The sequence below is a fragment of the Serratia sp. HNCC26DJ206 genome, from assembly GCF_057180605.1.
Genome location: NZ_JBXUGP010000017.1, coordinates 1 through 24,022 on the forward strand (window position 1 = coordinate 1; position 24,022 = coordinate 24,022).

Below are 24,022 nucleotides of genomic sequence, written 5' to 3' on the forward strand. Positions count from 1 at the left end.
CGCGGTTGCGGCTATTGTCTGGGTGTTGTACCAGTGAGAACGACTTTCCTGCCATCAGGCCGATGGCGTTACTCTCACCGGAAAGCAGCTGACCGTGACTTTGCATTGCCTCCAAACGCAGACGGGCAATGCTTTCGCCGTGCTGGGTGTCGGTATAGCCAGCGGCATAGTCATACCATTCCAGAGGAACCCCTTGCAGGTGCTGGCGGGTTTCTTCGATGTGGGTCTGCAAGGTATTACGTGGGTTGAGAAAATCGAAATCACGCAGGACAACTTCGCTGGCATGGATGCGCTGCGAGCGCTGGAGGCGTTGCACGCCTTCGCGAATAGCGCGCATTTCCTCGCTGTCAGGCAGGAAGCTCAATTGGGCATAGTTGCCTTCCAGCGCGGCAAACTGCTGCCGATCGGTAATCACCAGAGTGTGTTTTTCATCACTATGCTCGAAGTAATACCAGACCCCTTCGTCTTCCAGCAGCCGGTTGATAAAGTCGAAGTCGGTTTCGGCAAACTGCACGCAATACTCGCGCAGCGGGTAGCTATCTGCCAGTTCAAAGCGGTAGTCGGCAAAGTTATAGCGGGTAAATATCTGTTCAATAATGCTGACGATATTCAGGTCCTGAAAGATCCGGCAGTTACGGTTCTGCATCAGGAACCACAGCCAGGTGCTTAGCTCCAGCCGATAAACAAACTGATTCTGCCGCTGACCTTCATCGTTGCCCGCCACCACATAAGTGAAGAACGTTCGGTAACCGGCAGAATCAGGCAGTTCGATTCTGACCTTGATAATCTCGCCCAGCAGGCTGACCAGATCGATGTCTGAATCGGTAGCCTGAAATTCCAGGCTGTATACCGGATTCTTCGAAAGCCGCTCCTGTGTGGTAAAGCTGAGAGGGAAAGCATCAAACCCTGACAACAACTCATTTTCTATTTCGATTAAAGGCATAACGACCTCGTTTTCAAATAATGGTTACGTGATGGCCATGAGTCGCGATCAGGAAAATTCCAGACTCAGGTTGGCGTCTTCGATCATCAGCCTGATTTCTTTCAGTGGGCTGGCCTCATGCTGTCGTCGTAATACTTCGTTGCCGATCGCGGGCAATACCGTTTGGCGCAGCAGCTCTTCAACGGCGCGGCCCCGGTTCGGATGGCTTGAAATCCGTTCGGCGATCCACGCAGGAATATCGCCCTCGGTTAACAGCGTGGCATCAAGCTCTTTCGCCAGGCGCTGTTGCAGGCGCGTGAGATAATGGGTGGCGATCTGCGCCAGAGCGCTTTGCTGTAGCGGCAGATAAGGGATGATATTGACCCGCGCCAGCAGCGCCGGAGCAAAGCGGGGCAGTAAGGCGCCGTAAAGGATGGGTTTCAGGGCTGAAAGCTTGATGGCGCTGTCGGCCAGGCAGGCTTGTTCAATTTCGTCCGCCCCCTGATTGCAGGTCAGTAGAATGAAACACTGTCGGAAGCTGACGATGCGGCCTTCCGAATCTTCCATCCAGCCTTTGTCGAACACCTGGTAAAAGGCGTCGTGGATATCGGGGTGGGCTTTGTCAAACTCGTCCAGCAGGATCACCGAGTAAGGTTTGCGTCGCACGGCTTCCGTCAGCTTGCCGCCTTTGCCATAGCCGACGTAGCCCGGAGGGGCACCTTTCAGCGTTGACAGGGTGTGCGCTTCCTGGAATTCGCTCATGTTGAAGGTGATGAGATTGTGGGCTCCGCCATACAGCATATCTGCCAGTACGTTGGCGGTTTCTGTTTTGCCGGTGCCTGTCGGCCCCGCCAGCAGGAAGATCCCCAAAGGCCGTTCCTGTGACTGAATACCGGCTCGCGCAATGCGGATGGCCTGAGCGATCTCCTTGATGGCGTTTTCTTGCCCGAAAATACAGCTCCCCAGGTGTTGTTCAAGATTCAGCACGCATTCAATGTCGTCTTGTAACATTTTGCCGCTGGGGATCCCTGTCCAGTCAGACAGAACTTCGGCGATGGTCTGTTCATCAACCCACGGGTAAACCAGCGGGGTATCTTGCTGTAACTCCACCAGTTCTGGCCAACGAGCATGATCGGTAATCACGTAGCCCGAGCTCTCATCCGGCAATAAGGCTTTAACCAATTCCTGTTCGTGCTGATTGCGTTGGCGTAGCACTGCCAACTCATCTTCCAGCCGTGGGATCGTCTCTTCAACTTCCGCTAACCGTTCATCAACGGCGGCGCCCAATTGATGCTCTCTTTGCAGGTAGAGACGCTCTGTCTGTAGTACGCCAAGCCGGGCAGCCAACTGCTCGATGGCCTGGGGTTGGGCATGTTGGCTTAGCGCCACGCGGGCACAGGCGGTATCCAGCAGGCTGATGGCTTTGTCCGGTAATTGGCGTGAAGGCAGGTTACGCAATGACAGACGCACCGCCGCCAGAATGGCGCTGTCGCGGATAGTCACATGGTGATGCTTGGCAAAATGGGGGGCGATGGCGCGTAGCATATCCACCGCAGTAGGCTCATTCGGTTCGCTAATCAGCACCCGCTGGAAACGGCGGGTGAGCGCCGAGTCCGGCTCAATAAACTGTTTATATTCCGACCACGTGGTGGCGGCGATCATTCGCAGCGCACCTCTGGCCAGCATCGGTTTCAGCAGATTGACTGCATCACCGGTTCCCGCTTGCCCGCCGGCCCCTACCAGCGTATGGGCTTCGTCACAGAACAGGATGATGGGCGTATCACACTGGCTGATGCCATCAATCAACGCTTTCAGGCGCGACTCAAATTCGCCGCGCATACTGGCTCCTGCCTGCATGCGGCCGAGATCGAGTGAAAGCAGACGGGCTTCACGCAGTAGCGGCGGCACATCACCACTGGCAAGTTTTCTGGCCAGCGCTTCAACTACGGCCGTTTTCCCCACACCCGCTTCCCCCACCAGAATGGGGTTGTTCTGGCGGCGGCGTGACAGGATATCGATCATCTGACGTAATTCGGTCTCGCGACCAATGACGGGATCGATCTCACCGGCTACTGCCTGTTTCGTGAGATCGATACACCATTTATCCAGCGCCGCGCGGCCTTCTGCTGTCTGCTTGCCGAGGGGGGCGGTGCTCTGCATGATATCGTCTTGCAGCGCATCTTCGTGTTCTATCGAATCACGCAGCAGGCCTTCATATTCCTGGGCAATTTGCGGAATGGGCAGTTTTTTAAATTCATCGCACAGGCGATAAAGCCAGCGTTGATGCTGTGTATCTTGCAGCAGCCCGAGCAGGATATGCGCGGTACGGATCGAGCGCTGGCTCCCCATCACTTTGCTCATCAGCAGACCGGACTCCACGGCAGACTCCAACCGTGAGGAAAGATCCTGCACCGCCGTATTGCTGTTCGGCATGTGCTGAATGATGTTGTCCAGCCGTGCAGCGATGGCCGCCTGATTAAGCCCGTAATGAGTCAGGAGAGCAGGGACATCCCCTTTCTGTTGGTCCACCAAGACTTTCAGCCAATGCTCAAGCTCGACGTATTCGTGTCGGTAGCTGCGGCATAGCCGGGTTGCCTCAACGAAGGTTTGATAGGCGAAGGCGCCGAGCTGGTTAAAAAGACGTTCACGCTGGTACATCGTTATCGCTCCTGAAGTTAAGTCGCCGTTCTATAAAGGGACTGGATACGTAAAGCCGAACCTGGTTTTAACCAGCAGTGACGGCTAAGGTTGCCTTTACCGAGACGGCAGGCCATCTCGGGGGTGGTCTGGATCAGCAAATTCACATCCAGTACCATTCGGTGCCGCACGAAGTCATGGCACAGGTGCACCAGGGTTTGCAGGCGCTCGCTGCCTCGTTGGTAATTGAGATAGTCGGGCTCAGAGACCGGGCCAATGTTGACGACCAGGCTGTGCTGAACATCGAAAAAACGCCGACCCATCCGCGTTGTTCCCAGCTTTCCCATCCTCTGGTTTTCTGTGTTGTGAGAATCATCGATCCACAATCCCTTATGGGGCTCGAGGCTGATGGATACGGAAAAGTAATGCGTCAGGATTTCCTGCAGTTTCTGCAGTGAGCCGCGTCCCGGCAGATAAGCACCAGGAAACAGCGTGCGAACGCGCGCGACGTGTGGTGTCAGCGCCTGTTTAGAGGTGACACCCGCGATTTGACGTATATGGTGCAGGAACGGGTTAGCTGCGGAGCGATCGTGTCCTACCGCAACGTTTAGCTGCGCCCATGAGCGGTAATGCAGGATCGCCATCCGTTGGCTGAGGATGCTGGCAAAATCCTGAAAAGCCTGATTTCGCTTGGCCAAGGATTCATTACGCGCGTGTTCCGTTACATGGATAGGCAACGGCCCATAGGGGGCGAACAGCCCAAAATGGCGGCAAGAGATCGTCACCAGTGGCCCGTTGCCATTGTTACTTGGCCGTTGCCTGACATCGGCCACCTCACGGGGCGCGAAGGCCATATCTGCGGGCTGGACGATCCTCAGTTGCCGATGACTACGCGCGCCCGAAGTCCCCAGACGCGGTTCTTGTGGTGTTGCCCGCTCAATACGGCGCAGCAGTTCGAAGAAATCCTGACTGGCGGAGAGGCCAACGATCAATGCCGGTGTACTAGACATGGCTGATGGGCTCCCATTGTGCGAAGGTTTCGCCGTCAACGTTGACGTGCATCCGCAGGGTCTGCCCCAGTTCACAATATTCGGAGAGCGCGTGATGCAGGATCCTGGCGAACAGCTGAACGCCCTTATCGCTGTGGTGGTGGCTGTTGAGATCGAGAGTGGCTTTTACTCCGCGCCCCCAGGCAATGGGGCCGGGGAGGGTGTAACGCTCGAAGTTGTGACTGATGCTGGCATGGTTGAGGCTGGTAATGCGTTTATGTTGGCTGGCATCACCGAATTGGCAAAACAGTGATAACCAGTCTTTTAGCAGTGAAGAACAGTCTTTGACTTCCGGCAGTGCATAACGTAGCGGATTATTGGCAATCAGCTGTAGTGCGCGCCAGGCTTGGTCCAGATCGGGGACGCCCTGCGGCCGGGAAGGCGAACGCAGCATTTCGATAGGGCCAATCGGCAGGGCGATATCCAGTTGGAACTGTGAATGCTGTAATTGACTCGGTATCAAATGACGTTCACAGACCATGGTTTCGATCGACAGCGATTTTACGCGGTCGATATCAAAGCCAGTGTTGCCGGGAGATAGGGAGATAAACAGGCTGTCATGTGGCATCGGTGACGCTTTCTGATGGTTTTTCTCTCTGAATTCGCGCCGCCGCCGGATGCTGTAACCGCCCAGGTTGTCATCGTCTTCAAAGCGTCCATGGCCGTAGAGGGGCGAAAAAGGCATAGTGCCGCCATCGGTCAGCAGCCCGTTGACGCTCAGTACGTGGTGAATTTCATACAGGCGCGGATTGAGTTGATCGACAATGATCGGGTATTCAATATGTTCATGGTTAACAAGCACCGGGCTACAGCGACGTTTATAGAGATTGATTATCGGGGTAGCAAACAGCCGGAAATCCTGTGGGTTGACCCGATCAATCAAATGGAGTGGCCGCTGGTTTAAGACGAACAGGATTTCGAAAGCATGTACCCGTTCACCCTGTTTTAAAAAGTCATTCAGCCCGTGTAATTCAAGGCTGAAAAAGCGCGAAGGCGCAGCAAAATACTCGCGCAACAGGCGGCTGCCCGGCAGCTCACTGATATTGGTGGGCAGCAAGGCTTCGTCCTCGTTTAGCCCCCCTTGGCGCAGTTGCGCTTTATCGAGCACTGTTATCAGCGGACGATCTTCTGTTTTTGCCCAGACGACAATGTGCAGGGTGTTATTGAGCAGCGTGGTGATCACCTGATTCGAATGCACAATATCGCCCGCCAGCGTCAGGTTCAGCGGAGCAAGATCCAATTCGGACAAAGAGACGACGCCCTGAGTCGTGAGGCGTAGCGCCAGATGTGCCTGCCCGTCGCTTAGCTGGTTGGCCACGGCATGGGGCAAATGCGCAGGGGGAGTGTTGCTACAGCTGGCATGTTCAATGGTGATCGGTTGAATTTTCAGATCACGGCCGGTAGAAAAATTGGCGCGTCGCTGGTTAAGCGAGTTATCGCTTAACGTGACCCGGCTTCCTTTGGGCAGCGTAACGTGCGAATGCCACTGAGGAGAGGTGAGGTCGGGCGTCATCGCAATGGTCGCGATGGACGGTAACGGGGTGTACCACAAGGGGGCCAGGCGTCCCAACATTTGCAGGGCGAATTCTGGATTTTCATTATTTAGACGCTCCTGAATGCGGGAACTGAGAAAAGCAGTGCCTTCCAGCAGGCGCTCCACGAAAGGGTCGAGCACGCCATCAACGTGCAGCCCAAGGTGCTGTGCGACCTGAGGATGCATTTGTGCGAAGCGTTGCCCATCCTCACGCAGATAGCGCAACTCTTCGTTGTATAAAGCGAGAAAACGTTCGCTGAGCATGATGGCCTGTTCCTTTTATCGGTCTGTGTTGTTCAGAGAACGCGTACCATTCCATAGGAGTAGTCGAGAGCGATGCGTAGGTTCATCAGTTGCTCTTCACCGGGCAAATTACACTTGGCGTGAATATCAAACAGAATGGCCAATACCCAGGTGTGGTCTTTGTCTATCAGCGGAACCACCTTGATCGAACGGGGATCAAGACGGGATTCAAAAGTGGCGATAATGCGTTGTATATGACGTGCGAGCTCCATCAGATCGGTATTCATCGGAACTTGCTGGCTTAAGGAAGGCAGGCCGTAATTGATGACGGAGGTTTCACAATGAGGATGAGGCCCCAGTTTCAACGCGGCGCTGTGAGCCGAGTCATTCAGCAAAAACTCGATATCCCGCAACAGCACTTCGCGCCAGTGCGGCAGGCGAACATGCTCATGGCGCAGGCTCAGTTTGTCGAAAAGTATCGGGGTCGAAATGGTCATGATTAGCCTTCCCAAGCACAGTGGAAAGACTGCCCTAGACTCTAGAGCAGCCTGGTGAGTATTGCTAAATTCGGGAGTTCAGTTTCAGGTCGTAACCTGACTTGATCACCGCGCCCATCGAACCGTCGTTCTTCTGTTCTTTGTATTCAATTTCAATGCGTGCAAAGTTCAGACTGATCACATCGGTTGGCAGGACCGTATCGGTATCGAGTTTTTCTCCCACGCCCAGCGGCAGGTTGCCGACGGTTTTGAAAGCAGAAACCAGACAGTTGCTGAAGGTGACGGTCAGGAAGTCCTGCTGACCGCTTCCTGATTTACGGCAGACCAGTTTGGCCTGTGGAACGTGTTCGCCGGTGGCGCACATCAGGAACAGTTTTGGCGAGGCTTTGTTGCTGACCATACGGAATTCGAAATCTTTCATCTCGACTTTGCCGGAGCCACCACCGCTGCCAAAACCCCAGCGACCCGCGTTCTCTTCTGACCATTGCCAAGCTTGCAATTGGATCCAGCCGGCATAGTTCTGATCGGGAGATTCCCCTTCGACCCCTTCAATTTTTAGAAAGTAATCCACTAACGCTGCCATTGTTTCACTCCTGAATTAATGTCATTAAGGTTGGATGGGTATTTCTTATCAATACATTGATTAATTTAAATAAAACTTCACCTCCTTAACGGATTGGGGGTATTCCCGTCTGCATGCCATATTCAGTTCTAAGCTCATCAACCACGTTTTTTAGGAGCCCGGTTTGGTTTTGCCGCTACTTTTCTTTGCCTTCCTTACTGGATGGAAGTTTTGAGACCAGCCGCAGAGACACTGTCATGCCTTCTAATTGGTAATGCGGGCGCAGGTAGAAGTGAGCCCGGTAAAAGCCCGGATCGTCTTCCACTTCTTCAACATGGACTTCTGCAGCAGCTAACGGCCTCTTGGCCTTGGTGGCTTCGGTGGAAATGGTTGGATCGCCGTCAACGTAGTTCATCAACCAGTCGTTCAACCAAATCTGCATGTCATCGCGGGAACGGAACGAACCGATCTTGTCGCGGACGATACATTTGAGGTAATGAGCAAAACGGCAGGTGGCGAAAATGTAAGGTAAACGTGCGGAAAGCTTGGCGTTTGCTGTCGCATCAGGATCTTCATACTCGGCGGGCGCATGCAGCGTGCATGAGCCGATAAATGCAGCAAAATCTGAGTGTTTTCTGTAGACCAGCGGTAAGAAACCGGCGTTGGACAACTCATTTTCACGGCGATCGGAAATCGCTAATTCAGTCGGGCAGGTCAGTTCGTACCCCCCTTCGTCAGACGGGAAAGCATAGGCAGGCAGTTCCTCGACCGAACCGCCGGATTCGATGCCACGGATCCTCGAACACCAGCCGTATTCATTGAAAGCGCGGTTGATATTGACCCCCATGGCATAGGCCGCGTTGGCCCAGGTAAAATCTTCAATGGCGTAGGGGCTGACCACTTCTTCAAAGGCAAAATCATCGATTGGCAACGTTTTAGAGCCATAAGGCAAACGTGAAAGGAAACGTGGCAACGTCAGCACCAGATAACGGGAGTCATTGCTTTCACGCAACCGGCGCCAGGGCGCATATTCTGGCGTGGTAAAAATTTTGCCAATATCGCGAGGGTTGCCCAGTTCCTGCCAATTGTTCATCTGCATGATGGTGGGAGAGGCGGAAGCGATAAAAGGGCAGTGCGCGGCGGCCGCGACTTTGGCCAGTTCCGTTAACAGGGCGACGCTTTGTGGGCTGTGGTCGAACTCATAGTCGCCGATCATGCAACCAAAGGGTTCGCCACCAAACTGGCCATATTCATGTTCATAGATTTGCTTGAAGATCGGGCTTTGATCCCAGGCAGAACCTCGATAGCGCCTTAGCGTTTTCGCCAGTTCATCCTTGCTGATATTAAGCACGCGGATTTTTAGCGTTTCGTTGGCGTCGGTGTTATCCACCAGGTAGCTTAAGCCACGCCAGGCGGACTCGAGTTTCTGAAACTCTTTATGATGCAGAATATGGTTCATCTGCTCGGAGAGTTTTTCATCGATCTCGGCAACCAAGGATTCGATGGTCAGAACGACATCCCGGCTGACCTTGACTTTGCCTTTGTTGGCGTAGGCGGCAAGCGTCCCTATTGCTCTGCGTACCGCAAAAGAAGCCTCGTCGGTACGCGGGCGGAATGAACGTTTAAGGATTTCGTCCAACTCATTGTCAACAAAGGCTACCTCAACGTCCGGTAAGCTATCGGCAGGTGCTTGTTGCATATTTTCCACTATTCATCCCCCTCAGTGGCTTCGTTATCCAAGTCCTTGCTGAGGCTCGTCACGGTACTTTGGGCATCAACAGCCAGGCGCTGTAAGAAATCGGGTTGTTCAAGCAGTCGCTTAACCACTTCTTCCGCGCTGGCCTTGCCGTCCATATAGGTAATCAGTTCAGCCAAGTGCGTTCGAGCTTCAAGCAGTTTTTCCATTTGAGGGATATGGCGAGCAACGGCACCCGGCGAAAAGTCATCCATCGATTCGAATTCAAGTTCGATATCCAACAGTTCTTCATCGTCGCTCAGTGTGTTATCCACATAGAATTTGAGCCGTGGTTTAATGGCGCGCATGCGGGCGTCAAAGTTATCCTGGTCAAACGTCAGGAATTTACGCTCTTCGATAGCGGCAAGCGGTTTATCACGGTGGCCCGAAAGATCGGCCATCACGCCGGTGACAAATGGCAACTCTACTTTCTTATTGGAACCATAAATTTCGACGTCATACTCTATTTGCACCCGAGGGGCGTTATTTCTGCCAATAAACTTTTGTGAACTTGAATCTTTGGCCATCTCGATGTCCTCATTAAATCACTGGGGATGATTTTCCGGTAAACTGTTGTAAAGTCATCACAGAATCAGGAAGCAGGTCTTCTACGATAGAAATAAAATCCATGCCAATCATCTGCTTGGTACGGCGTATAAATATCGGAGCGGGATGGCTGGGTTCGTAGTGTTTGAAATACTCTAGAATGCGATCGAGCATAAGTATGATCTCTTGACGCGAGCGTATATTTGTATTGTCAGCGTTGAGCATTGTTTTTGACGGCAAGGCAAAAGAGGTCACCATATGATTGATGTCAGTACTATTGCCATTGGATGCTGACTGTGAAAAAAACGTAATACATTTAGCTAGGAAGATATGAAGTTGATCACAATCTAATTGGTAACCTTCGGAATACTGGTTGGCATAATCTTCAATTCTTTTTACTGTTTCCGCGATGGTAATAAATTGCTCTAATAAATCGGGGCGACCGTTTTGTTGAAAGTAAAGATTAATCGTTACTAATTGTGTGGATATTGCCAACTGAGTACTTTTTGATTCATCGGTGGTAGATTCGGTATTGAATAACTCTTGTAAGTTACAAGAATGTTCCGAGGTTAAGCGTGCGGACTTCAACTCTGCAATACATTGTGCAGTCGATAACCAGCCCAGTGCGGCTGCATGCCCACTGTTTGCTGGACTCTCCTCCGAAATGGGATAGATGGCGTCCTGATTTCTGGCGATCTGTTCATCCAGACTGACCAAGCCACGAAATAACGCATATACACCTTCCTGCTGTATATCTGCTCTGATTAACCATAGCGCGACCCGTAAATCGTAGTACTGCTCAAGCAGTTTTCCTGATTGTTCAGCAACCAGCGGCCAGTTGATTTTGGGTGGCTCATTCGGCATGGACAACGGATCGGCGGATTCATCCTGCTGTGCAAGAGTAGCCTCTATTTCGCTGTATAATGGATCGAATTCAACACCGAATAAATTGGGGGTAAATGTATTATCCATATTCTCACCACTCCTTTTATTGCTATGCGCTAATTCTTGGTGACTTGCATGCATTTTGAGAAACTTCCTGTATATACTGGGTTGAGGCTAGAACATTAACTCTTATATTGTTAGGGGCGAATAGGTTTAATTAGGGTAGCGCCTGATTGGATTATGTGTAGGGATAAAATCCAGGTTTTATTTTTTCACCCTTTCAATAAAAAACTATCAAATCATTACTATGCTTGGCTTGAAGTGGATATTTCAAATCAAAGGATGTCACTATGGAAGAAAAAGTATATACTGATTTTGCTTGGGAATGCCTGAGAAGAAATCCTCAATACATCAGTGATTGGAAATTAGCTAAGGAAGAAGAGCGTGCTGATGAAAATGAAATATTTGGCGATGCAATAAGAACCCAACGGGTTGTAGATCTGAGTGCTGAAAGAAAATGGGGCTTAATGAAGTATGTGGATCCTGAGAATCCGGATCCGATAGACGTTTTTTGGTCTATCCGGTTGAGTAAACGATCTATTCGATTGGCACTCAGTACCTGTGGTGATTTTACCTGGAGCCATATTGCCAATAAACCGGGCGTGCATCAACGTAAACTCAGACTGCGGGATGGCACACTCTGTATAAAAATATTTAATGACAACGGTTACTTTCAGTTTTTTACTGACAGTAATACCATGCTAAATGATAACGCGAGTTTATTTTTGTACATTCCGTTGAGTTTGCAAACTGATACGATAAACAAGAATATTGATATTATAAAAAGCATTATTAATAACCGAGGCGAAATCGATGAACCCGATGATTTCGATGAAAAAGAAAAAAGTTACCTGGTTTTTCTGAAGTTTATTGATGATATAAAACAAGGACTTACACATAAAGACATCGCTTCAGAAATATTTGGTGAGGAACTGGTGAAAAATGAATGGTCATCAGATAGTTGGCTCCGGGCCAACATTCGCTATCGGTTGAAAAAAGCAAATAATCTGATTAACAACGGCTATCTTGATTATATCTAGTCTGTCATACCCTATGGGCTAAGGATGGCCTCTTTTAATTTGTACATTGATTGTTGCATTGGGGGGATTCGGCAACGTTGAACCCCGTTTTTTTGCCAGTGCTCCATATTACCCCTCCGGTTTTAACCGTCGACACCTCATCAGCCCCCGCAAAGGAGGTGACGAGGTATCACACCGTTCCGTTCAGGCGTAAATGTCTACTTCACCGTCACATCAATATCACCAAAATACTTCTTCGACAGCTCGGTAATGGTACCTTGCTGCTTCACTTTGGCGATGGCTTCGTTCAGCTGTTTCAGCAGCGCAGCATCGTCTTTACGTAAGCCGAAAGCGATCCCTTCGCCCAGGATTTTGTCGTCCTGCACCGCATTGCCGACAAAGGCAAAGCCTTTGCCATCCGGATGTGCCAGGAAACCGCTCTGCCCGGCAGGGGCCATGATCAGCGTGGCATCCAGGCGGCCAGAGGTCAGATCAAGATACACCTGGTTCTGGTCTTGGTAAGACACCACGTCAACACCCTGCGGAGCCCAGTGCGCATTGGCATAGTTTTCCTGAATCGAACCCTGCAATACCCCTACGCGCTTGCCTGCCAGTGATTTGGCATCTGGCAGCAGGCCGCTGTCGGCTTTGGCGATCAACCGGTTAGGCACCTGATAAATCGAATCGGTAAAGGCAATCGCCTGGCGGCGCTGATCGGTAATGTTCATCGCTGAGTTGATCGCTTCGAACTTACGCGCCTGCAACGCTGGGATCAGGCTGTCGAACGAGGTTTCTACCCAACTGCACTTCAGTTTTGCGGCGGTACACACGGCGTTCCCCAGATCGATATCAAACCCTTCCAACTGGCCGCTGGCAGATTTGGATTCGAACGGCGGATACAGCGCTTCAATACCAAAACGCAGGTTGTTTTCTGCCGCAAAGGTGGATCCAGCCGCCAACAGGCAGCCCGCAGCGATCAGCGTGTTCAATGTTTTTTTCATCAATGCCTTTTTCCCATGGTCAAAAATCAATGGATTACACCTGGCATAGGCGGCGAGCGCCTTCCAGCAGGGTGTCATTATCTTTCGAGAAACTCAGCCGGATAATGCCGGTATTGGTGCCATCGCTGTAAAACGCCGACAGCGGGATGGTGGCCACCTTGGCTTCACGGATCAAACGCACCGCAAAGTCATTGTCACTTTCGCTGCAAAAGCCGCTAAAGCGAGCCAGCATAAAGAAACTGCCATAGCTTGGCAGTAATTCAAAGCGCGAATTCTGCAAGGCGTTGGCCAGTAAATCGCGCTTCTGCTGGTAGAAATCTGCCAGCCCCAGATAGCTTTGCGGGTTATTCAACGCGGCGGCAAAGGCATACTGCATCGGGGTATCGGCAGAGAACACCATAAACTGGTGCACTTTACGGATCTCATCCATCAGCGCCGCCGGTGCCATGCAATAACCCACGCGCCAACCGGTGACGTGGTAGGTTTTACCGAACGACGAAACGATCACGCTGCGTTCCGCCAAGGCCGGGTGGCGCGCCATGCTGTGGTGGATACCACCGTCGAACACCACGTGCTCGTAGACCTCATCAGAGAGAATGACGATGTCGGTGTTACGCGTCAGCGCGGTCAGGCGTTCGATATCATGTTCGCCGAACACGCTGCCGGTGGGGTTATGCGGGCTGTTGACGATGATCATGCGCGTTTTGCCGTTGATCGCCGCGGCGACTTCATCCCAATCGATCTGCAAATCTTGCAGCGAAAGCTTGATGGCGACCGGTGTCGCGCCCTGCAGGCGAACGATCGGCGCGTAGCTGTCGAAGGCTGGTTCAAAATAGATCACCTCGTCGCCAGGGTGCACCAGCGCACTGATGGCGGAATACAACCCTTCGCTGGCGCTGGCAATCACGGTGATTTCGTCATCAGCGTCATAACGCGCGCCGTACAGGCGTTCAACTTTTTCTGCCAGAGCATGACGCAACGCGGCTACGCCGCTCATGGGGGCGTATTGGTTATGACCTGCGCGCATGGCTTGGGCAACACCTTCCACCAGTAGCGGATCGCAGGCAAAATTCGGTGCGCCCTGGGACAGATTCAAGGCTTGGTGTTCGGCACTCAGTTGGCCAATCACGGTGAAAATGGTGGTGCCGACGTCTGGCAGTTTCGAGCGTTGAGAGCAGGCGCTCTGCATGATGGGCTCCGGGAAAAGAATGAAGTGTGGAATGATTAAGCATGAGTTAGGATCGGCGAACAAGAGAAAGTTCGTCATGCCAGCCATGTGTTTTTCTCATGCCTGAGCAGAGATTTTGCGTTAATAAAGGGGTTAATGTATGCAGATATCGCTGCCGTCGCTGGACGTGCTGAAAACTTTTGTGGTGGTGGCGCAGCGCCTCAATTTTACCCACGCGGCGCAGGCGCTGCATCTGACGCAGGGCGCGGTCAGCCGTCAGATCCTCGGTTTGGAGCAGCAATTGGGCTATCCGCTGTTTAGCCGCAGAGCGCGTGGGCTGGTGTTGACCGCGCAGGGCGCACTGTTGCTGACGCCGGTACAACAGGCGTTGGAACAACTGGGTGAAGCCTTGGTGCGTGTTGGAGCGCAACCGGGCACGCTGCGGATTAAATGCCCGACCTGCGCGATGCGCTGGGTGCTGCCGCGCATTATCCGCCTACAGAATGAGCGGCCGGAGATGCATATCGAACTGACCGCATCGGTATCGCACGGCGTAGATTTCGGCACCGAGCATTTTGATGCCGCCGTGGTGTTCGGTGAACCGCAGAGAAAACGGCTGGTGGTGCAGCATCTGTTTGACGAAATCCTGACCCCGGTTTGTACACCCACTTATCTGCCCGCGCTGGATCGGCCGCCGGTGCCCGCCGATCTGGCGCAGAAAACCCTGCTGCACCCAACGCGCGATCGCCGCGATTGGCTGCTGTGGCTGAAAGCGGCCGGGCATGAGGCGTTGCCTTCCGCCAAAGCACAGCATTTTGATACGCTCGATCTGGCGACGAGCGCAGCGTTGCAAGGGTTTGGCATTGCGATTGGCGATCTCTGCCTGCTGGAAGAGGACATTCAGGCCAACCGCATCGTTACGCCGTTCCCGCTTAGCGTGCTCAGCGGCGCGGCCTACTATCTGGTTTATCCTGAACGCGCGGTAATACCCGCTGCATTGACCGAACTGGTGGATTGGCTTGGGGAAGAGGCGCAGGCCAGCCGCGCCAGATTGGAAAAGTACCGCCCGATGGCCCCTTTACTCTGACAGGGTAAAGAGGCTTGTCAGCCGCTACTTCTTCATCATCGCTTTCAGATTGGCGAACGGGTTATGTGTCGCCAGGCCAACGTCTTTCTGCGCGTCTTCGCCAGCGATAACCGTTGAGCCGTACTGATCGGCTTCGGTGTATTTGGAGTGTTCGTGATCGTGGCAATACAGGCACAACATCTCCCAGTTGCTGCCATCTTCCGGGTTGTTGCTGTGGTCATGATCGATATGGTGAACCGTCAGTTCACGCAGGTTGGAATAAACAAATTCCCGCGAACAACGCCCGCATACCCACGGGAAAATCTTCAACGCCTTTTCGCGATAACCCACTTCCAGCTTCGCGTAGTTTTTTGGAATGTATGCCATGTGATGCCTGCTGTTGAGAACAAAGTTACGGTTAATATTATCACAAACGGTCGGATTGCCGAGCGTGGGCCGCTTCGTACCATTATAACCCTGGCGCTTTCCACAGCGAGGTGGTTAAGCCGTGATCGACCAGCGTGAGCTGATCGGCATACACCTCCTGCCAGGTCAGGGTTTGCTGGCGATAAAGCGCGTGGTTGGCGCTATTGGGTTGATATTCACGTTCCCAGCGCACCAACCGTTCGCCGGTTTCTGCCAGCGATTCGTATAGGCCAGCACCGACACCTGCGGCAATGGCACAACCCAGCGCGGTGGCTTCTTTTACCACCGGTACTTGCAGCGGCAGGCCGGTGACGTCGCTGAGGATCTGGCACCACAGTTTCCCCTTCGAGCCCCCTCCTGCGAACACCAATGAGCGCGGCTGCACGCCAGAAAATGCGGCGATTTGCGCCAGATTACAGGCGGAAACAATCGCGGCATTCTCCTCTAACGCGCGAAACAGCGTCTGTTTATTGCAGCGCTCCGGGTCGATCGACATATTGATAAACGACGGCGCGGCGTGATACCAGGTTTTAAAGTGCATCGCGTCAGAGAAGATCGGCATTACGCCATAAGCCCCCGGCGGTACGCGTGCCGCCATCTCTTCTAACAGGCTGTAGGCATCCACGCCGAGCCGTTCTGCCAGCAGTTTTTCTTCGGCACAGAAGGCATCACGGAACCAGCGCATGGTCAGCCCGGTAAAGAAGCTGATGGATTCTGCCTGCGCCATACCGGGGATCACGTGCGGGTTGATGCGGATGTTCATGTCCGGATCGGTGATCGGCTGCGGCAGATTGACGATCTGCTGCCAGAACGTACCGCCCAGCACCGCCGTTTGCCCTGGGTGGACGATACCTAACCCCAGGCAGCCAAGCTGCACGTCTCCGCCTCCCATCACTACCGGGGTCCCGCGCAGCAGGCCGGTTTGCTGCGCCGTCTTGGCGGTCACCTGACCCAGTAACGTACCGGTTTCCTTCACCGGTGAGAGCAAATCGGCACGCAGACCGGCCATGTCCAGCAGCTCTGTGCGCCAATTGCGGCTGACCAGATCCAGCATGCCGGTAGTGCCTGCGTTGGAAGGATCGACCGCCAGTTCGCCGCTGAGCATATTGGCCAACCAGTCACTGATCATCGTCACGGTGGCGGCCTGGCGATAAATATCTGGCCGGTGATGGGCCAGCCACAGCAGGCGCGGCATGGCGCTTAACGCCAGCGTCTGGCCGGAGTAGTGGTATACCTCTTGCTCGAAGGTGAAGTTATGCAGCTCTTTCAGTTCGCTGACTTCACGGCTGGCGCGGGCATCGACGTTAGCGCAGGCCCAGATGGGTGTACCCTGGCGGTTATACAACACGATCCCCTCGCGCATCGAACAGCAGGCGATGGCGCGGATCTGTTGTGCGCTGGCATTGGCGCGCTGCAATGCCTGACGGATACATTGGCAAACCAGTTGCCAATTATGAGCAAGATCGAACTCCATCGACCCAGGAACCCCCTCTACCGCCAAGTGCTGCCATTCCGCCTGGCCGTGCGCGATCTGGTTGCCCGCCAGATCAAAAATCACCGCGCGAATGCTGCCTGTTCCTGCGTCCAGTGCCATCAAATAGTTCTGCATAGTTCACACTCTCAGGGGTTCAGATCTTAACTATAGATGCCGCTCCTCAGGGATGCGGTGGCTGCGTGGCAACGATCTGTGAGCTGTGCTGCAAAATTGCCGCCAGAGAGAGGCAACGGGTGTAAATCCGCCCTAGGGTTGGTTTATCGGCAAGGTTGAGAAAAGGAGCAGTTATGCACGTTACGTTGGTGGAGATTAACGTTAAGCAGGATAAGGTTGACGAGTTTCTTGAGGTGTTCCGCGCCAATCATCTTGGTGCTATCAATGAGCCGGGTAACCTGCGCTTTGACGTATTGCGCGATGAACAGGTGCCGACGCGGTTTTATATCTACGAAGCCTATAAGGATGAACAGGCGGTGGCCGCTCACAAGCAAACGCCACATTATCTGTTGTGCGTGGAAAAGCTGGAGGCCTTGATGACCGGCCCGCGTAAGAAAACCAGCTTTATTGGCATAATGCCGGTGACTTAAGCCAGGAAAAACATAAGAATACGCTACGATCTTTAAGGTGTGAGGTAGGGATGACATTGCGCGATCGGTTGTTGGCGTTGCTGGTAGTGATTATCTGGGGGATGAATTTTGTCATTATCAAATACGGCTTGCAGGGGATGCCGCCGTTTTTGTTGGCTGGCTTGCGCTTCTTACTGGTGGCGTTTCCCGCGATATTCTTTGTGCCCAAACCCAAACTGCCATGGAAATGGTTAGCACTCTATGGCCTGACCATGAGCTTTGGGCAATTTGCCTTTCTTTTTTGTGCCATCAAGGTGGGAATGCCTGCGGGGCTGGCCTCGCTGGTGCTACAAGCGCAGGTTTTCTTCACGTTACTGTTAGGAATGTTGGTTTTTGCCGAACGGCTGCGCGTGCATCAGGTTATCGGAATGGTAGTTGCTACCTTGGGGATGCTGTTGCTGGCACAGGCCAGCCTGCGTAATCAGGGGGCGTCTGCGGTGCCTTTGGCCGGATTATTGTTGACGCTGGGCGCGGCATTTTCGTGGGCCATCGGTAACCTTACCAACAAAAAGATCATGGCGATATTTCCACAACAGGGGATCTTACCGCTGGTGGTGTGGAGCGCGCTGATCCCGATTGTGCCGTTCTTGGTCTGTAGTGCGCTGTTTGACGATCGCCAGCAGGTGCTTAACAGTTTGCTGCATCTACAAATGAGCAGCGTTGCGGTGATCGTCTATCTGTCGTTTGCTGCCACCCTGTTGGGTTATTCCATCTGGGGTAGTCTGTTGGCGCGTTACGAAACCTGGCGTGTGGCACCGCTGGCGCTGTTAGTGCCTCTGGTGGGGTTGGCCAGCGCCTGGTTGCTGATGGGAGAGGCGCTGTCTTCCTTGCAAATTGGCGGAGCACTGCTGGTATTGATGGGAATGGCGGTGAATACCTTCGGCTTGCCGCGTTGGCGAGTGGCTGCCAGAAAATAATCGGCAGCAGGGCAATTCCGTTCAATACTCTCTCGCTGAGAAGCGGCACGCTGGCACCTGTGAATTTTTTACAGGTGCTGAATATGACGCTTTATCTTTCTATGGCCGCCTTTGCTCTGGCCTCTTCCATTACTCCCGGCCCGGTGAATATCGTGGCGCTCAGCAGCGGGGCACAGTTTGGCTTTAACGCCAGTCTGCGCCATGTTACCGGTGCTACGCTGGGTTTTACCTTGCTGCTGGTGTTGATCGGCCTCGGTTTGCATGAGCTATTGGCGCTATGGCCGGGGCTGACGCGGGTGATCCTCTGGGCTGGCGTGGGTTTTCTGTTTTATATGGCCTATCAGCTTGCGGCTGACGGTGGGCAACTGGGGCGGGGCGATCGGCAAAAGGCGCCTTCTTATTGGCATGGTGCGTTGTTGCAATGGCTGAATCCGAAGGCCTGGTTGGCTTCGGTGGCCAGCATGGGGGCGTTTGTCGGTGACGGTGAGCTGCGGTTGCTGTGGCAGTTTGCGGCGATCTACTTCGTGATTTGCTACGTTTCGGTGGCCTGTTGGGCCTATATCGGTGCGATGCTCAGCGGCCTGCTGCAAAGTGCGCGCAACGTGCAGCGTTTCAACCGTTTGATGGCGCTGCTGTTGGCGGCCAGCGCCTGTTATTTATTGGCCGAAGGGGTTTGATACTGGCCGGGTGTGGCCGCCAGCAGTTGTTTGAAGGTGCGCTGAAAGTGCGCCTGATCGGCAAAGCCGCTTTCGCTGGCGGCAGCGGCGATGGGGAAGCCGCGCTTCAAAAGCCGGTGGCCATACTGGATGCGCTGATTGACCAGATAGGCGTGCGGCGTCATGCCATAGCGCTTCTTGAATGCGCGGATCAGGTAGGAGGGCGACAAGGTTGATGCCTGACAGATCGCCTCCAGCGTCAGCGATTGGGTGCAGTGGGTGCGGATAAATGCGGCGGCCGTTTCCAGCTTGGGGTTGATCTCTAGCGCCAAGGCTGGTGCGCTTTCCAGGCGCAGCGGCAGTTCGCTGAAGTAATCCACCAACGCGATCTGTTTTTCCAAGTGGCTGCGCAGCGGATCGATCAGCAACGCATAAAGGTGATTTAGGCCGGTGAATAAGATCGGATCCTGGCTGGCAATGGCAGTCAATGGGGTAAACCCTTGTTGCGTATCGCGCGCATTTTCCTGCTGTAAACTGGCGAACCAATCGGTGTCGATATAAAACATGATGTAAGCCCAGCGCCGATCGCCAATCGGGTTACAGCCGTGCGCTTGCTGTGGGTTGATGATCACCACGTCACCGGTTTTTACCTCCAGACGCTGTTCACCATTGAGGTAACTACTGGTGCCAGCAGTAATGGCGCCGATAGAGAAAAACTCATGGCTGTGCATTGCGTAACAAACTTTACGGCCATCGGCGATGGCACGCGCTTCAACAAATGGCAGGTGTGGATCGCGCCAGAATTGCGGGGAGTGATCGGCCATGCAGTTTGTTTTCCTTGGCGGCTGGAGAGGTGTGAACTGTTATAGCCTAAAGTGCCAGGGCAGGGGAATGATCATGTTAATCTTTGAGGCGTATTTCTGTAAGTCTCTTCAAATTCACTGGATATAGGGAATGCGACACAATGAAAAAATGGACTCACTGGCTGACTCTGCCGCCGGTGGTGCTGGTGGCCTGCGCTGCGGGCATGTTGGGCACGCGTAGCCTGTCTGCTGAGGGGTGGCAGTGGCATCTTCCCACCCTGTTGGGGGCCGCTGTGCTGTTGCTGGCCTCTATAGCCATCACGTTCAGCGCCTGCCTGCATTTTTTCCGTGCAGGAACCACGCTGCATCCAGAAAAACCGCAGCAGGTTAATGCACTGCTGGTCAGCGGTATTTTCCGCTTCAGCCGCAATCCGATCTATCTGGGGCAGTTACTGCTGTTGGCCGCTTGGGCTGTGCTATTGGGAGGCATCGGCGTTTGGCTGTGGTGGTTACTGTTCTTTATCTATCTGCACAAGGTGCAAGTTCCGCGTGAAGAAGCGTTTCTCAGTACGCGTTTCGGGGCTGAGTATGCGGCGTTTTGCCAGCGGGTGCGGCGCTGGCTGTGACGCTGCTCAGGCAGAAACTCCCCGGCGGTTTGCCGGGGGGAATGGATTACTCTTCGTTTTCGTTACGCGCCAGCAACTGGCGCTGATGTTCATCGCTGGCTGCCTGGATTTCGTCCAGTACCGAGCCGACATCGGCGCGTTTGTCGCTTTCGATAAACTTACCGGTCAGTTCGGTTTCCGGCGTCAGATTCCCTTCCTGATACAGCGCCCAAATCTCTTTAGCGTACTTGCTGCCCAGCAGTTCCGGCGCATATTGGCCGTAATACTGGGTCATATTGTTGATATCGCGCTCGAACATGCTTTGGGCATGATTGTTGGCAGCCGCGTCCACCACCTGCGGCAGATCGATAATCACCGGCCCGTTTTTATCCATCAGCACGTTGAACTCGGAGAGATCGCCGTGCACCAGGCCAGCGCACAGCATGCGCACCGCATAGTTCATCATCAGCGCGTGATCGTTGAGCGCCTGTTCAGGCGTTAAGGTCACGTCGCTCAGACGCGGAGCCACCAGGCCTTCGTCATCGGTGATCAACTCCATCAGCAGCACGCCGTCCAGACAGATGTCCGGCTGTGGCACGCGCACGCCGGCTTTCGCCAGCAGGTAGAGCGCATCCACTTCGGTGTTCTGCCAGGCTTCTTCCTGCTGCTGGCGGCCGAATTTGGAGCCTTTATTCATGGCGCGCGCATCGCGGCTGTTACGTACCTTGCGGCCTTCCTGGTAGTGCACGGCCTGCTTGAAGTTACGCTTTTCGGCTTCTTTATACACTTTGGCGCAGCGGATCTCTTCACCGCAACGCACGATAAATACGTCGGCTTCTTTGCCACTTTTCAAACGGCGGATGACATCGTCGATTAAACCATCATCTACCAATGGCTGGAGTCGTTTTGGAATTTTCATGCAGCCTTGTACCCTATTTAGGCTCTGGTGTGAATGGTTTTGCTTATGCTGATACCGTATTTATACCCTTTATACTTCAAGTTGCTTGGGTGTTGGCCGCGCTCTGCCGCCTACAAGCAACTCGAATTATTTTGGGTATAGACCAGAAAGGCAAAAGTGAGTTTACTGCCGGTATGATATCAAATACTGCCACACCGGCCAGAGTTTACATTGATTCTGCCAATACCCACAGGCTGACGCTGCCACCGTTGACCGGGAAGGCTGCGTTACCCTGTTCGTCGGTCATGATATTGTCCTGACGGTTACCGAGGAAGTCGCGCCAGGATTTATGCGCAAAATTTTCGCCCAAGGCGATGGTTTTGCTGCTTGCTACCCCGTTAGTCAGTATCACCACGCAGCCAGGGGCTTCGGCGGTGCCACTGCGGCTGAAGGCGATGCAGTTTTTATCGTCAAAATAGTCTATCTGCGCGCCGTTGGCAAAACGCTGGCGCGCCTGGATCAGCTTCTCCAACTCAGGGATGACGGGGAGCTGGATATGATAATCACCGCCGTCATCACCTTTGTCAGTATAACTGGCCCCGTACAAATCCGGATAAAACACGCAGGGAACGCCTTGTTCACGCAGCAGGATCAGGGCATAGGCCAGCGGTTTGAACCAGGGTTCGACCGGTGTTTCCAGCGCCTGCAACGGCTGAGTATCGTGATTGGCGACCATTGTCACCGCATGGGTCGGATCGGCGGCGGTAAGCGTATCGGTGAAGATCTGCGTCATATCGAACCGATCGCTCTGTTTCGATGCCAGATGGAATTTCAGGTGCAGCGCCACGTCGAACAGCATGACTTTACCATCTATCAGATCCAAATACTGTTGCAGGGTCGCCAGATCGTGTGACCAGTACTCCGCCACGATAAAGAGATCGCGCTGCGCCACGCTGCGCACATGATCGACCCACTCCTTAAAGAACCAGGCCGGGATATGTTTGGCGGCATCCAAACGGAACCCGTCGCAGGGCAGCGTTTCCATCAGCCAGCGTGCCCAGTATTTCAGTTCCTCGGCGACGGAGGTGTTGCGCAGCTCTACGTTGGCCCCCATCAGGTAATCAAAATTGCCTTTCTCGCCGTCAACCTGATCGTTCCAGCCGGTATCGCCATAGTCATTGGCGATCTTGAACACGCCTTTTTCTTGCGGTTGTTCGATGTAATCGACACCGCTGAAGCATTTGTAATCCCAGATAAAGGTAGAGTAAGCCCCTTTTCGCCCAGGGAAGGTGAAACGGGTATAGGCCAGCGCATCGATGCCTTCGTCGGCGATATTGTTACGGTTATTGGGATCGACCTTATAGACATGCACTAATTCTTTTTCATCGGCGCCGATTTTGTGGTTGAACACGACGTCGTGAATCACCCGTATCCCCTGATCACGCAGCACGGTGGCGGCATGAACCAGCGCCTGTTTGTCACCGTATTTGGTGGCACGGGTGCCTTTTTGCTCAAACTCACCTAAGTCGAACAGGTCGTAGCTGTCATAACCCACCGAATAACCCCCGGAAGCCCCTTTATAGGCCGGTGGCAACCAGAGATCCGTGATGCCCAACTTGGCCAGAGCGGGTGCCCGTTCGGCGGTCTCTTGCCACAATTTACCGCCACCGGGGTAATACCAGTGGAAAAATTGCAGCAGCGTGGTTTTTTTTGTCATGAGCCAGCATCCCAGTTAGCCAGAAAATAAGCGCGGTCAAAAACCGCTATCAGGCTTTAGCATGAGCTAATTTAGGTCAAAGGGGAATAAGCGCATGGCTACTTGGCAGCACCAGGTTATTACGCCGGGTGAGATAAGAGCATTTGCACCATAGGTAAAGCACTCTTTATCTATATGGCCCACGCGTAATGTTATCTGGCTTTAGCGGCGGTATGTTGGCCTGCTTAATGGCGCTACCGCAGAGGAAAACATTTTTTCACGATGAAATCCAGAATTTTATTCTCGTTTTCAAGCATTTTATTGGGGATGGTTTTTAACAGTTCCTGTTTCTCTTTGGTCCTTACAAAGAATAACGAGGTGTTTGAGAAGTAAGACGGTGTTACCAGATAAATAGAAACACCATCGTTGTACAGTTCCATATAGTTGCTGCCGATAAGTGATTTCTTCTTTATGATCTCAGTGTATTTTTTAGTCAGAGTGGTACTGAGAATACCAAAGTAATCACTTTTAAATTGCATTTCTAACGCGATTAAATCCTTATTATGATCAAACAAGACATAAACATTTCCGAGGTCTTCAAAAACGATGTCTCTACGTACATCCTTATTGTCGTTAGGTGACTCCTTGTAGATATTACCATTCAGGTCTTTATTAAAGCCTATTCTTACGGCATTAGGGTGACTTTCCTTATATGAATCCTCCGTTGTCTGACCAAATTTCACCGTAAGTGTGCCTGTACTGACCGCACTTACGTCGCCACAATAAAGGTAACTTAAAGAGAGAAGCAAAAGGGAGTTTAAAAAAAACCTCGCATTCATAATAAAATCCTATAATTATAATAAAAATTAATTAATCCTTATCAATTTTTGGAAGGGGTGAAATCAGAATGTTTGATACCACCAGTTCCACTATTTGGTTTTTACTGTCCTATTATATTATTTCGACTTAATCTGCTAGG

At 52.9% G+C, this 24,022-nt stretch carries 23 protein-coding genes; 6 read left to right on the plus strand and 17 right to left on the minus strand.

What is annotated here, in order from left to right:
* From vgrG to AC2A1E_RS12715, 9 genes are all read right to left on the minus strand, one after another.
* The coding region (gene vgrG, locus AC2A1E_RS12675) for a type VI secretion system tip protein VgrG (protein WP_484384038.1) at positions 1-943 on the minus strand (943 nt) is incomplete at its 3' end.
* Positions 944-991: 48 nt separating this feature from the next.
* A complete protein-coding gene (tssH, locus tag AC2A1E_RS12680; protein WP_484384039.1) occupies positions 992-3,580 on the minus strand; it encodes a type VI secretion system ATPase TssH in 2,589 nt (862 codons plus the stop codon).
* A gap of 17 nt (positions 3,581-3,597) precedes the next feature.
* Positions 3,598-4,569 carry a type VI secretion system baseplate subunit TssG gene (tssG, locus tag AC2A1E_RS12685; RefSeq protein ID WP_484384040.1) on the minus strand — a complete coding sequence of 324 codons (972 nt, stop codon included), beginning with the start codon at positions 4,567-4,569 and terminating at the stop codon, positions 3,598-3,600.
* On the minus strand, positions 4,562-6,406 hold the full coding sequence (tssF, locus tag AC2A1E_RS12690; protein ID WP_484384041.1) for a type VI secretion system baseplate subunit TssF: 1,845 nt from the start codon (positions 6,404-6,406) through the stop codon (positions 4,562-4,564). The genes tssG and tssF overlap by 8 nt, the downstream gene beginning before the upstream one ends.
* 32 nt (positions 6,407-6,438) lie before the next feature.
* Complete coding sequence (locus AC2A1E_RS12695; protein ID WP_459399321.1) at positions 6,439-6,882, minus strand: type VI secretion system baseplate subunit TssE; 444 nt, start codon at positions 6,880-6,882, stop codon at positions 6,439-6,441.
* Positions 6,883-6,946: 64 nt separating this feature from the next.
* Positions 6,947-7,465 (minus strand): Hcp family type VI secretion system effector, encoded by a 519-nt coding sequence (locus tag AC2A1E_RS12700; RefSeq protein WP_484384042.1) that lies wholly within the window; start codon positions 7,463-7,465, stop codon positions 6,947-6,949.
* A 175-nt stretch (positions 7,466-7,640) separates the two neighbouring features.
* Complete coding sequence (gene tssC, locus AC2A1E_RS12705; protein ID WP_459402837.1) at positions 7,641-9,143, minus strand: type VI secretion system contractile sheath large subunit; 1,503 nt, start codon at positions 9,141-9,143, stop codon at positions 7,641-7,643.
* An 8-nt stretch (positions 9,144-9,151) separates the two neighbouring features.
* Positions 9,152-9,706: a type VI secretion system contractile sheath small subunit gene (tssB, locus tag AC2A1E_RS12710; RefSeq protein ID WP_459399319.1), complete on the minus strand. Its 555-nt coding sequence runs from the start codon at positions 9,704-9,706 to the stop codon at positions 9,152-9,154.
* A gap of 13 nt (positions 9,707-9,719) precedes the next feature.
* Positions 9,720-10,697: a type VI secretion system protein TssA gene (locus AC2A1E_RS12715; protein WP_484384043.1), complete on the minus strand. Its 978-nt coding sequence runs from the start codon at positions 10,695-10,697 to the stop codon at positions 9,720-9,722.
* 263 nt (positions 10,698-10,960) lie between these two features.
* Between AC2A1E_RS12715 and AC2A1E_RS12720 the strand changes: the two genes are divergently transcribed.
* The gene (locus tag AC2A1E_RS12720; protein ID WP_484384044.1) at positions 10,961-11,710 is read left to right on the plus strand and encodes a DNA -binding domain-containing protein; all 750 of its coding nucleotides are present in this window, start codon (positions 10,961-10,963) and stop codon (positions 11,708-11,710) included.
* 197 nt (positions 11,711-11,907) lie between these two features.
* Here AC2A1E_RS12720 and AC2A1E_RS12725 read toward each other — a convergent pair whose 3' ends face one another.
* Together AC2A1E_RS12725 and AC2A1E_RS12730 are read right to left on the minus strand one after the other, a co-directional pair.
* The gene (locus AC2A1E_RS12725; RefSeq protein WP_484384045.1) at positions 11,908-12,690 is read right to left on the minus strand and encodes an ABC transporter substrate-binding protein; all 783 of its coding nucleotides are present in this window, start codon (positions 12,688-12,690) and stop codon (positions 11,908-11,910) included.
* Positions 12,691-12,724: 34 nt separating this feature from the next.
* Positions 12,725-13,879, minus strand: coding sequence for a methionine aminotransferase (locus tag AC2A1E_RS12730; RefSeq protein WP_484384046.1), 1,155 nt, complete (start codon positions 13,877-13,879; stop codon positions 12,725-12,727).
* A gap of 139 nt (positions 13,880-14,018) precedes the next feature.
* On the opposite strand from AC2A1E_RS12730, the gene AC2A1E_RS12735 reads away from it, so the two are divergent.
* On the plus strand, positions 14,019-14,945 hold the full coding sequence (locus AC2A1E_RS12735) for a LysR substrate-binding domain-containing protein (protein ID WP_484384047.1): 927 nt from the start codon (positions 14,019-14,021) through the stop codon (positions 14,943-14,945).
* A 24-nt stretch (positions 14,946-14,969) separates the two neighbouring features.
* On the opposite strand, the gene yajD is transcribed toward AC2A1E_RS12735, so the two are convergent.
* On the minus strand, positions 14,970-15,311 hold the full coding sequence (gene yajD, locus AC2A1E_RS12740) for an HNH nuclease YajD (protein WP_076941033.1): 342 nt from the start codon (positions 15,309-15,311) through the stop codon (positions 14,970-14,972).
* An 82-nt stretch (positions 15,312-15,393) separates the two neighbouring features.
* Positions 15,394-16,959, minus strand: coding sequence for an autoinducer-2 kinase (lsrK, locus tag AC2A1E_RS12745; RefSeq protein WP_484384048.1), 1,566 nt, complete (start codon positions 16,957-16,959; stop codon positions 15,394-15,396).
* Positions 16,960-17,132: 173 nt separating this feature from the next.
* Here lsrK and lsrG point away from each other — a divergent pair, with 173 nt between their 5' ends.
* From lsrG to AC2A1E_RS12760, 3 genes are all read left to right on the plus strand, one after another.
* Positions 17,133-17,429 (plus strand): (4S)-4-hydroxy-5-phosphonooxypentane-2,3-dione isomerase, encoded by a 297-nt coding sequence (gene lsrG / locus AC2A1E_RS12750; protein ID WP_484384049.1) that lies wholly within the window; start codon positions 17,133-17,135, stop codon positions 17,427-17,429.
* A 50-nt stretch (positions 17,430-17,479) separates the two neighbouring features.
* Complete coding sequence (locus AC2A1E_RS12755) at positions 17,480-18,385, plus strand: EamA family transporter (RefSeq protein ID WP_484384050.1); 906 nt, start codon at positions 17,480-17,482, stop codon at positions 18,383-18,385.
* An 83-nt stretch (positions 18,386-18,468) separates the two neighbouring features.
* Positions 18,469-19,062: a LysE family translocator gene (locus AC2A1E_RS12760; RefSeq protein ID WP_484384051.1), complete on the plus strand. Its 594-nt coding sequence runs from the start codon at positions 18,469-18,471 to the stop codon at positions 19,060-19,062.
* On the opposite strand, the gene AC2A1E_RS12765 is transcribed toward AC2A1E_RS12760, so the two are convergent.
* Positions 19,038-19,865 (minus strand): AraC family transcriptional regulator, encoded by an 828-nt coding sequence (locus AC2A1E_RS12765; protein WP_484384052.1) that lies wholly within the window; start codon positions 19,863-19,865, stop codon positions 19,038-19,040. The two genes, AC2A1E_RS12760 and AC2A1E_RS12765, sit on opposite strands and share 25 nt — an antisense overlap.
* Before the next feature lie 140 nt (positions 19,866-20,005).
* On the opposite strand from AC2A1E_RS12765, the gene AC2A1E_RS12770 reads away from it, so the two are divergent.
* Positions 20,006-20,470: a methyltransferase family protein gene (locus tag AC2A1E_RS12770; protein WP_484384053.1), complete on the plus strand. Its 465-nt coding sequence runs from the start codon at positions 20,006-20,008 to the stop codon at positions 20,468-20,470.
* Between the two features lie 46 nt (positions 20,471-20,516).
* On the opposite strand, the gene AC2A1E_RS12775 is transcribed toward AC2A1E_RS12770, so the two are convergent.
* The 3 genes from AC2A1E_RS12775 to AC2A1E_RS12785 form a co-directional block, all read right to left on the minus strand.
* On the minus strand, positions 20,517-21,368 hold the full coding sequence (locus tag AC2A1E_RS12775; RefSeq protein ID WP_484384054.1) for a PA4780 family RIO1-like protein kinase: 852 nt from the start codon (positions 21,366-21,368) through the stop codon (positions 20,517-20,519).
* A gap of 205 nt (positions 21,369-21,573) precedes the next feature.
* Positions 21,574-23,064 carry an alpha-amylase gene (gene amyA / locus AC2A1E_RS12780; RefSeq protein ID WP_484384055.1) on the minus strand — a complete coding sequence of 497 codons (1,491 nt, stop codon included), beginning with the start codon at positions 23,062-23,064 and terminating at the stop codon, positions 21,574-21,576.
* A 233-nt stretch (positions 23,065-23,297) separates the two neighbouring features.
* A complete protein-coding gene (locus tag AC2A1E_RS12785) occupies positions 23,298-23,882 on the minus strand; it encodes a hypothetical protein (protein ID WP_484384056.1) in 585 nt (194 codons plus the stop codon).
* Positions 23,883-24,022 lie beyond the last annotated feature (140 nt).

Coding starts and splice junctions, on each gene's coding strand:
- AC2A1E_RS12695 (WP_459399321.1), bottom strand. CDS start 6,882: ATGACCATTTCGACCCCGATACTTTTCGACAAACTGAGCCTGCGCCAT.
- AC2A1E_RS12785 (WP_484384056.1), bottom strand. CDS start 23,882: ATGAATGCGAGGTTTTTTTTAAACTCCCTTTTGCTTCTCTCTTTAAGT.
- AC2A1E_RS12775 (WP_484384054.1), bottom strand. CDS start 21,368: ATGAAAATTCCAAAACGACTCCAGCCATTGGTAGATGATGGTTTAATC.
- AC2A1E_RS12700 (WP_484384042.1), bottom strand. CDS start 7,465: ATGGCAGCGTTAGTGGATTACTTTCTAAAAATTGAAGGGGTCGAAGGG.
- tssG (WP_484384040.1), bottom strand. CDS start 4,569: ATGTCTAGTACACCGGCATTGATCGTTGGCCTCTCCGCCAGTCAGGAT.
- AC2A1E_RS12735 (WP_484384047.1), top strand. CDS start 14,019: ATGCAGATATCGCTGCCGTCGCTGGACGTGCTGAAAACTTTTGTGGTG.
- lsrG (WP_484384049.1), top strand. CDS start 17,133: ATGCACGTTACGTTGGTGGAGATTAACGTTAAGCAGGATAAGGTTGAC.
- AC2A1E_RS12765 (WP_484384052.1), bottom strand. CDS start 19,865: ATGGCCGATCACTCCCCGCAATTCTGGCGCGATCCACACCTGCCATTT.
- lsrK (WP_484384048.1), bottom strand. CDS start 16,959: ATGCAGAACTATTTGATGGCACTGGACGCAGGAACAGGCAGCATTCGC.
- AC2A1E_RS12725 (WP_484384045.1), bottom strand. CDS start 12,690: ATGAAAAAAACATTGAACACGCTGATCGCTGCGGGCTGCCTGTTGGCG.
- tssF (WP_484384041.1), bottom strand. CDS start 6,406: ATGCTCAGCGAACGTTTTCTCGCTTTATACAACGAAGAGTTGCGCTAT.
- AC2A1E_RS12760 (WP_484384051.1), top strand. CDS start 18,469: ATGACGCTTTATCTTTCTATGGCCGCCTTTGCTCTGGCCTCTTCCATT.
- yajD (WP_076941033.1), bottom strand. CDS start 15,311: ATGGCATACATTCCAAAAAACTACGCGAAGCTGGAAGTGGGTTATCGC.
- AC2A1E_RS12755 (WP_484384050.1), top strand. CDS start 17,480: ATGACATTGCGCGATCGGTTGTTGGCGTTGCTGGTAGTGATTATCTGG.
- amyA (WP_484384055.1), bottom strand. CDS start 23,064: ATGACAAAAAAAACCACGCTGCTGCAATTTTTCCACTGGTATTACCCC.
- AC2A1E_RS12770 (WP_484384053.1), top strand. CDS start 20,006: ATGAAAAAATGGACTCACTGGCTGACTCTGCCGCCGGTGGTGCTGGTG.
- AC2A1E_RS12730 (WP_484384046.1), bottom strand. CDS start 13,879: ATGCAGAGCGCCTGCTCTCAACGCTCGAAACTGCCAGACGTCGGCACC.
- tssB (WP_459399319.1), bottom strand. CDS start 9,706: ATGGCCAAAGATTCAAGTTCACAAAAGTTTATTGGCAGAAATAACGCC.
- tssC (WP_459402837.1), bottom strand. CDS start 9,143: ATGCAACAAGCACCTGCCGATAGCTTACCGGACGTTGAGGTAGCCTTT.
- AC2A1E_RS12715 (WP_484384043.1), bottom strand. CDS start 10,697: ATGGATAATACATTTACCCCCAATTTATTCGGTGTTGAATTCGATCCA.
- AC2A1E_RS12720 (WP_484384044.1), top strand. CDS start 10,961: ATGGAAGAAAAAGTATATACTGATTTTGCTTGGGAATGCCTGAGAAGA.
- tssH (WP_484384039.1), bottom strand. CDS start 3,580: ATGTACCAGCGTGAACGTCTTTTTAACCAGCTCGGCGCCTTCGCCTAT.